General features: G+C 42.8%; 6 protein-coding genes. All 6 read left to right on the top strand.

Translation table 11 applies throughout. The features are described 5' to 3' along the window. Nucleotides 1-1,626: RagB/SusD family nutrient uptake outer membrane protein (locus tag QM629_RS02820; RefSeq protein ID WP_415156970.1), on the top strand; the 1,626-nt coding region annotated here is incomplete at its 5' end. 49 nt (nt 1,627-1,675) lie between these two features. Continuing rightward, the gene (locus tag QM629_RS02815) at nt 1,676-3,064 is read left to right on the top strand and encodes a DUF4960 domain-containing protein (RefSeq protein WP_415156967.1); all 1,389 of its coding nucleotides are present in this window, start codon (nt 1,676-1,678) and stop codon (nt 3,062-3,064) included. Nucleotides 3,065-3,117: 53 nt separating this feature from the next. Further along, nucleotides 3,118-4,644, top strand: coding sequence for a family 43 glycosylhydrolase (locus tag QM629_RS02810; protein ID WP_415156965.1), 1,527 nt, complete (start codon nt 3,118-3,120; stop codon nt 4,642-4,644). A 186-nt stretch (nt 4,645-4,830) separates the two neighbouring features. Continuing rightward, complete coding sequence (locus tag QM629_RS02805) at nt 4,831-6,363, top strand: glycoside hydrolase family 32 protein (RefSeq protein ID WP_415156963.1); 1,533 nt, start codon at nt 4,831-4,833, stop codon at nt 6,361-6,363. Nucleotides 6,364-6,424: 61 nt separating this feature from the next. After that, complete coding sequence (locus tag QM629_RS02800) at nt 6,425-6,913, top strand: thioredoxin-like domain-containing protein (protein ID WP_415156961.1); 489 nt, start codon at nt 6,425-6,427, stop codon at nt 6,911-6,913. A gap of 94 nt (nt 6,914-7,007) precedes the next feature. Continuing rightward, nucleotides 7,008-8,510, top strand: coding sequence for a glycoside hydrolase family 32 protein (locus QM629_RS02795; RefSeq protein WP_415156959.1), 1,503 nt, complete (start codon nt 7,008-7,010; stop codon nt 8,508-8,510). Nucleotides 8,511-8,648 lie beyond the last annotated feature (138 nt).

Here is an 8,648-nt window from a genome sequence, read left to right as displayed (position 1 = left end):
GATATAAATCCCAAAGGCGTTGTAAGCGAGGAACAGATAAATACCGCCGATGGAGCTGAAAAACTGGTAATAGCCGCGTATGCCCAGCTTGGCAACGACCACTACGACCAGCCTTTCAGCCTTTGGGAATATGGCGATGTGCGCGCCGACGATGCCTACAAAGGCGGCAGAGATGCATCGGATATAGAAGATTTTCATTTTATCGAAACATGGTACAATACGCTTGTAAATTTCAGCGAAGTAAATGAGCTTTGGTACGATATGTATATTGGCGTTTCGCGCGCCAATGCTGCCCTGGACGCCATTGAATCGCTTGACGAAACCGACTATCCGCTGAAAACCCAAAGAATGGCTGAAATGCGTTTTCTAAGAGCGCACTGGTATTTTCAGTTAAAAATTCTTTTCAAATATATTCCCTATATAGACGAAACCATATCCCGTGATTCGTATGACACGGTGAGTAACCGCACGTACAGCAACGATGAGCTATGGCAAAAAATAGCTGATGATTTTCAGTATGCCGCCGAAAATCTGCCGGAAATTAAAACCGATATCGGGCGACCCGACAAAGCAGCGGCTTACGCTTATCTCGCAAAAACCAAATTGTATCAGGCTTATATGCAGGACGAAGAAAACAATGTTACAAGTATTAATTCCGATGATTTGCAGGCGGTAGTAGGCGCCACAGATTCTGCAATGTCCTACGGAATTTATGCCCTTAACACCGACTTTGCCGACAATTTTAGACAGGACGTAACCGATAATGAATCTATATGGGCTGTTCAATTTTCAGAAGACGACGGCACTATGTATGGCAGGCTAAATTTCGGAGATGTACTAAGCGTGCCGCAGGGCATTGGCTGCTGCGATTTTAAAAAGCCCAGCCAGAATTTAATAAATGCCTTTAGAACAAACGCTAACGGGTTGCCCCTTTTTGATACTTACAATGATACCAACGTTGATCCGTCAACCGACAATATCGATCCAAGGCTGGATCATACAGTAGCCATTCCGGGACGCTCCTGGAAATATGACCCAACTGTTATCTATGAAGACAGTTGGAATCGTACGCCGGGCATCTACGGTTACAATGCTTCATTAAAAGAAAATGTTGCGGAAGACGCATATATAGAAATCGAAGGCACTTTTTACGGAAATACAAAGCACCGGGTGGTGCTCCGTTACGCCGATGTGCTGCTATTCCGGGCAGAAGCGTTAATTGAACTGGGAAGGCAGGACGAAGCGCTTTCATTAATAAACCAGTTGCGTTCAAGAGCGGCTACCAGCACTTCGCTCCTGGTAGATTCAAGCGGAAATGCAGAAGGCAACTACCTGGTAAAACCTTATGTAAACGGCACAAATATTACCTGGACGCAAGATACCGCCCGCATAGCTTTACGCTTTGAACGCCGTCTCGAAATGGCAGAGGAAGGCAGCCGCTTTTTTGATCTTGTCCGCTGGGGTGTTGCCGGCGATGTGCTGAATGCTTATGCAACTGTCGAGAAAACCAGGTGGTCATTTTTAAGCAGTGCGCAATTTACCGAGAACAAGCACGAATATCTGCCTATACCACTTACCCAGATTGAGCTGAGCAAAAATTTATACCAGCAGAATTACGGGTATTAAAATCCATTTAAAAGCATAAACAGTCTTCACCTAATTAATATCATTCAAAATGAAAAAAATTGCTTCATTATTTATACTGCCTGCCCTGCTTGGCGGTTTTATGGGTTGCAAAAAAAATGCATTCCAGGGGCCGGCGCTGGACCTGAATGCAGATGTACTGATTAAAAGCTTCAGCGTTGGCACGGTTGAAGGAACGATCAATGATTCGCTTGGTACCATTTCCCTTGTATTTCCGTTTGGGCAGGATCGCAGTGCAGTAACGCCAGCCATTGCGCTGGCTGATGGCGCCACCGTGTCGCCGGCTTCCGGCACAACCGTTGATTTAACCAGCGCTGTGGAATATACCGTTATCAATGGCAACCTTTCCAACGAATATACCGTAACTTCCTCCGAAGAAGAAGCGATAGTATCATTTGTAGTTGATGGAGTTACGGCTACAATTGACAATACAAACCGTACCATAACGGCAGCAATGCCTGCCGGAACAGGCCTTGCAGCGCTTTCCCCCGTTATTACGCTGGCCGATGGCGCCTCCATATCCCCTGCGTCGGGCGAAACGGTTGATTTTACCAATCCGGTTACTTATAAAGTTACGATGGATTCCACAACAGTGGATTACACCGTTACCATCTCTATTCCCGAAACAGTAGGCTTTCTCAGCATAGCAAGCTCGGCAAGCGAATTGACAAACCCCGATGAAAAAGCCGCCTGGGAATGGCTGGAGAATAATAATCCGGAAGCGGAGTTTATTTCTTTCAGTGATATCGAAAGCGGCAGTATCGATTTAAGTTCGTTCTCTGTATTATGGTGGCATGAAGACAGTACACAGAGCTTACCGGCTATTGCTACCAATGCCACTGTTCTTTCTTCTCTAAAAACATATTATGCCGATGGCGGTTCTTTTCTGCTTACGACCTATGCCGCACTCTATGTAGAATCATTAGGCATTGTGCCTTCGGGCTATGGTCCCAACAACGCTTTTGGCGACTCGCGTGGAAGCCAATGGACTTCAAGCGACTCATGGGGAATATCTTTTTACGGGCATGAATCGCATGCCGCATTTGACGGCTTAACGCTAACCAGCGACGAATCGTATGCAACTGCTTATTTGCTGGGCAGCGGCACATACAGGCTAAACCATACGACCCAATGGTATATTCCGGATTGGGGTGGTTATAGCACACCGGCAAACTGGCGCACCTTAACAGGCGGTATTGACCTTGGCAGCAGTGAAGGAGATGAATATCATACATCCACCATTACGATGGCAGAGTTCTCCAGAACATCAGACCATGGAGCCGCTATCGTCATTGGAGCAGGTTGTTACGACTGGTATGCCGAAGCCGATCCATCCGACGCTACAGATCAACCTGCAAATATCTATTTATCCAATATTGAGAAACTGACAAGTAATGTACTGGAATATTTAAGCAAATAATCTTCATTCAGGCAATACAAAAAATATTGCCTGAATAAAAACATCATTATACTATGGATACAAAAACGAAAATACTCGGAATTACTTTCTTCGCTGGAGCTTCATTGTTTGCTTCGTGCAAAAAGGACGGCATCAGTGTTAATATGGAAGATCTAACCAATCCTGTGTCCATCATGCCGCAACCACCTTCGCAGTGGATTTCTTTTAATGATAGTGTTTATTATTCTTCCGGTTATGTAGGCGATGTAATGCCCTATTACGACGGAACGAAATTTCATATCTATTATCTGCACGACGGCGATGCCAATAGCGGCTATCATCCAATCCACGCTTTCGAATCTTCCGATCTGGTGCATTACAGTTATGATGGTAAAATGATCCCTTACGGACCGGACAGCGCGCAGGACAGGGCTTTGGGAACAGGCTCCGTAGTAAAAGTAGATTCTACATATTATTTTTATTACACAGGTCATAACGATATATACACTTCCGAAGGATTGCAAGCAGAAGAAGGCGTGATGTATGCTACCAGCACCGATTTGAAAACCTGGACAAAACATACAGGTTTTGATATGCTGGCTCCTGCCGGTTATGATTCAAGTAATTTCCGCGACCCTTATGTATTCCTGAACAGTACAACCAATGAATATTGGATGCTTGTAGCAGCCGAACATAGTAGCGGACAAGCTGCTATTGCTTTGTTTACCTCTGCCGATCCTTCAACCGGCAATTGGAGTTTACAGGGAGACCTTTACGCGACTACCACTAACGGCGGACTGTTGGAATGTCCTCAATTATTTCAAATAGGCAGCGAATGGTACTTGCTGTATTCAAGTCAGGACAGCAGCAATGTACATTATCGCATAGCTTCTTCTATTAGCGGTCCCTTTCAAACGCCGGCGCAAGACGTGCTGGACGGAACTTTTTTCTATGCAGCCAAAGCTGCATCTGACGGAACAGATACGTACCTGTTTGGATGGAATTATCGTAAAGACGGTGAAACAGATGACGGCAGCAATATTTGGGGTGGTAACCTGGTTACACACCAGCTTGTTCAAAACAGCGATGGAACATTGTCCGTAAAACTGCCTGATGCTGTTACAAATTTATTTTCAAAAAACAAAACGTATATACAAGATAGTCTCGCCAATGCTTCTGTTAGCGGCAACAGCTATGCTTTGGAAGCAAATGGTTTTGCAGATTTTAATTTAATAAACGGCCAAAAGAAAATCACCACTACTATCAAAGGGCTGCAAACCGGCGGCGATGCCGGTTTTATCTTTGGCTACGAATATCCGGACAACGACGAATACTATAAACTGCGGTTCGAAAATGGCGTGGCTTATTTTTTAAAAACAGATGGCACAAGCGCATCCATTGATTGTCAGATTCCTTTCGAGTTCACACCGGGCAGCGATATTAGTGTAACCATAGTGATTGACAACTCGACAGTAGTAGTTTCCATTAACGACGAAGCGACCTTGACCGGACGCAGCTATTCACTGCCTAATGCAAAGTGGGGCATATATTCAATGCAGGCGGGCGTAAGCTTTAATGATTTGCAGTTATTTTCGTATTAATGCTGCTTTTAATTACGGGGCAACAATGCTATATGAGCGTTCTTGCTTCATATCAATATTCTATCGCCAGAGGCAATATACCGAAGCTGCGAGGCGATGACGCCTCGCAGAGCCCAACCGCTTGCCGCAAGGGTTTGAAGGCGCAACAGATAAATCAATTGAATAATCATCAACAAATAAAACAGCATGAAACGAGTATTGTTTTGCTTTTTAACGGTGTTGATCAACGTAATATTATTTGCGCAGGCTGATACAACGCCAACACCGCAATGGCGGCCGGTGTATCATTTCACGCCTGCAAAAAACTGGACGAACGATCCTAACGGTTTATTGTATCTGAATGGTGAATATAATTTGTACAACCAGCAAAACCCATTCGAAAATTTCTGGGGCCACATGAGCTGGGGCCATGCTGCCAGCACAGATCTTATTCACTGGAAACATTTGCCAATTGCCATCCCTGAAAACATCAGCGGTGGCGATACAACCTGGATTTTTTCAGGCAGCGCCGTTTATGATAAAAACAATACCAGCGGCTTTTGTAAAAACGATGGCTGTGTAGTGGCAATTTATACAGCGCATTCGCCAAACCGCCGCAACCAATCGCAATACATTGCTTACAGCAATGATGGCGGCAAAACATTTACCAATTATGATAAAAACCCTGTTATTGATTTAAACAAACTTGACTTCAGAGATCCGAATGTTTTCTGGTATGAGCCAGGAAAATACTGGCTGATGACGGTTGTTATACCGGATGAACATAAAGCGCGTTTTTACAGTTCTCCCAATTTAAAAGACTGGACATTATTAAGTGAGTTTGGCCCGCAGGGATATACCGGCGCCAACTGGGAATGCCCTTTTTTAATTCAGTTGCCGGTTGAAGGAATGAATGCAAAAAAATGGGTGCTGGTTATTTCAGCCGCAGGCGGCGAACGCGGTGTGTTTGAACAGTATTTTGTGGGTGATTTTGATGGGAAAGAGTTTAAGAATGATAACCCTGCAGATAAAATATTACCGCTTGATTATGGTGATACCTATTACGCTGCTATCCCGTGGAATAATACGCCTGGCGATAAAAAGATTTATACAGGATGGATGATACCCAATGCACAGCCAACTTATCCCTGGCGCGGGCAAATGTCAATTGCAAGGGATATGAGTTTGAAGCAAACACCGGAAGGTTATCGCCTTATTCAAAAACCAACTGCTGTGATCACAAAAAACCTTGACGGACTTTCTGCAAATATTGTTTCAGTTGTCGGCCTGAAATTGAATAACGAAGAAATCAATATAGATAAAGCCGGCAAAATAAAGGGCAATGCGTACTGGCTGGATGCAACATTATCTGTACAATCTAATGCTGTTGCGGGTTTTAAGATAGCACAGCAAAAGGACGCTGATGGCAAAGTGATAAACGAAACTATTATCGGTTACGATGCTGCCAGTAAACAGGTATTTGTTGACAGGACAAACGCTGGCGGTAAACTGAATGAAAATGCTTTAAAAAGAATCATTGATGTAAACAGCAGCACAATTAAATTAACCATACTGTTAGATAAATCTTCGCTGGAAGTTTTTGTGAATGATGGAGAAGCAGTGTTAACTACTTACATTTATCCCGGGGAACATGCTGATAAAATCGCAGCTTTCGCAACAGGCGGAAGCGCTGAAATAAAAAATGTGAAGATCAGGGATCTGTCAATTGTTGGAAAATAGCAGCCTTCTTTGCAGTGTTACAGAAACAGCCTGTTTTGTATTTTAAAAGATGCAAAAAATTATGCTTAAAAAAGTATGTCTTTTTTTTATTGCCTGCTGTATGTGTTGCTTAACGTATGCACAAACAACAGGCAATATTCCTCCGTTTAAAGTAAGGTTAACCAGCAACCAGCTTTTCAGTTATAAAGATTTAAAGAAGAATGTTCCAACGGTGCTTATCTATTTTTCGCCTACCTGTGAGCATTGCAATGAATTTACCAAAGAACTGGTAAAGCATGAGAGCGCATTAAAAAATAAGCAACTGGTATTTATAACATACCTCTCGCTTGAAGAAACGCTGGCATTTGATAAATTATACAAGCTCTCATCAAACCCAAATATTAAAGTGGGCTCTGAAGGTTATACGTTTGTTGTGCAGAAGTATTATAACATACAAAAGTTTCCTTACATCATATTGTTTAATGAGCAGCAGAAAATGGTTAAGAAACTGTCGCCAACAGATGAGCCGGGTTCACTGGCAAAGCAGGTAAGCAATTTTAATCCCCGTTAATTCTATATGAAACCGAGCCTGATAATTTTTCTTACACAAAGGGAATGTACATAGCGAGGTTCCATGAGACCATTAAAAAATCAAACTTGAACGAATGAAATCATCTTTTATTTTATTCATCTGCCTGTTGCTTGCAACAGCAAATTTTTCGCAACAGGCCTATCATGAACAATATCGCCCGCAAATACATTTCTCTCCAAAAGAACACTGGACGAACGATCCTAATGGCATGGTGTATTACAGCGGCGCCTACCATTTGTTTTTTCAATATTACCCGGATGGCATCACATGGGGGCCGATGCATTGGGGGCACGCCATTAGTAAAGATTTAGTGCATTGGGAAGAACTGCCCATTGCTTTGTACCCCGATAGTTTGGGTTATATTTTCTCCGGCAGCGCCGTTGTTGATGCAAAGAATACATCCGGTTTTGGCAAGGATGGAAAACTGCCGCTGGTAGCCATCTTCACACATCACGATCCGAAAGGGGAAAAGGCGGGAAGCAGTACATTTCAGAACCAAAGCCTTGCTTATAGTTTGGACGATGGTAAAACATGGATTAAATATGAAGGCAACCCTGTATTGAAAAATCCGGGCATCACAGATTTTCGCGACCCGAAAGTAATGTGGTATGAACCGCAGCAGAAATGGGTGATGACACTGGCGGCAAAAGATCATATCAGTTTTTATGCTTCGCCTGATTTAAAAAACTGGATGCATGAGTCAGATTTTGGAAAAGATATAGGAGCGCACGGCGGCGTATGGGAATGCCCCGACTTAATTCCTTTTGATGTAAATGGTAAAAAGATGTGGGTGCTGATCGTAAACATCAATCCCGGCGGCCCAAACGGCGGTTCGGCCACGCAATATTTTACCGGCAGTTTTGACGGTAAAATTTTTATTCCAAATCATACAAATATTAAATGGCTGGATTATGGCCCGGATGAATATGCGGGCATTACCTGGAGTAATACCGGCAACCGGAAAATATTTTTAGGATGGATGAGCAACTGGCTTTATGCCAACCTTGTGCCTACTGTAAAATGGAGAAATGCCATGACAATACCGAGAGATATAAGCCTGAAAAAAATAAATAATACCTGGCTGGCAGCGTCTGAGCCCTCAAAAGAATTAAAGGCGATTGAATTAAAAACAATCAGCTTGAACAATATTAAAACGGGCAATGGCCTGGACCTTTCTTCAAAAACTGGGAACATACAATTGCCCTGCCGCATTAATTTGAATTTTGATAAAGCAGCAGATTTTTCACTCACACTTTCCAATACTGCAGGTGAAAAAATTATTATTGGTTTTGATAAACAGAACAATCAATATTTTATTGATCGCAGCAATTCAGGCAAAACAGATTTTCAGAAAGATTTTGCTGCCAAACATACGGCGCCGCGTTTTATAAATACGGATGCAATGAACATTTCTTTAATCATTGATGAAAGCGCTGTTGAGTTGTTTGCAGATGATGGTTTAAGTGTGATGACATCAATATTTTTTTCTTCAGCGCCATATAATAAAGCGGGCATACAGGCGGATGAAATGATTAAACGGCTGGAATATGTGCCGTATAAAAGTATATGGCCGTGAAAATTAACTTCCCTAAGAAGCTGTCTAGAAATGAAATGTAAAAATACCCTTATGTGGATAAGTGGATAAAAAAGGCTGTGGCTTAATGGAGGAAAGTCGTTTTAAAAGATTCACCAAAAAATTTTAAAATGACAAATT

The organism is Parafilimonas sp. (genome assembly GCF_047606085.1).
Classification (GTDB): domain Bacteria; phylum Bacteroidota; class Bacteroidia; order Chitinophagales; family Chitinophagaceae; genus Parafilimonas.
Note: the sequence above shows the minus strand (reverse complement) of the source record. Positions and strands in the feature narration are given on the sequence as shown.

Excerpts from the sequence above, each read along its gene's own strand:
- QM629_RS02815 (WP_415156967.1), top strand. The coding sequence starts at position 1,676 with ATGAAAAAAATTGCTTCATTATTTATACTGCCTGCCCTGCTTGGCGGT.
- QM629_RS02810 (WP_415156965.1), top strand. The coding sequence starts at position 3,118 with ATGGATACAAAAACGAAAATACTCGGAATTACTTTCTTCGCTGGAGCT.
- QM629_RS02805 (WP_415156963.1), top strand. The coding sequence starts at position 4,831 with ATGAAACGAGTATTGTTTTGCTTTTTAACGGTGTTGATCAACGTAATA.
- QM629_RS02800 (WP_415156961.1), top strand. The coding sequence starts at position 6,425 with ATGCTTAAAAAAGTATGTCTTTTTTTTATTGCCTGCTGTATGTGTTGC.
- QM629_RS02795 (WP_415156959.1), top strand. The coding sequence starts at position 7,008 with ATGAAATCATCTTTTATTTTATTCATCTGCCTGTTGCTTGCAACAGCA.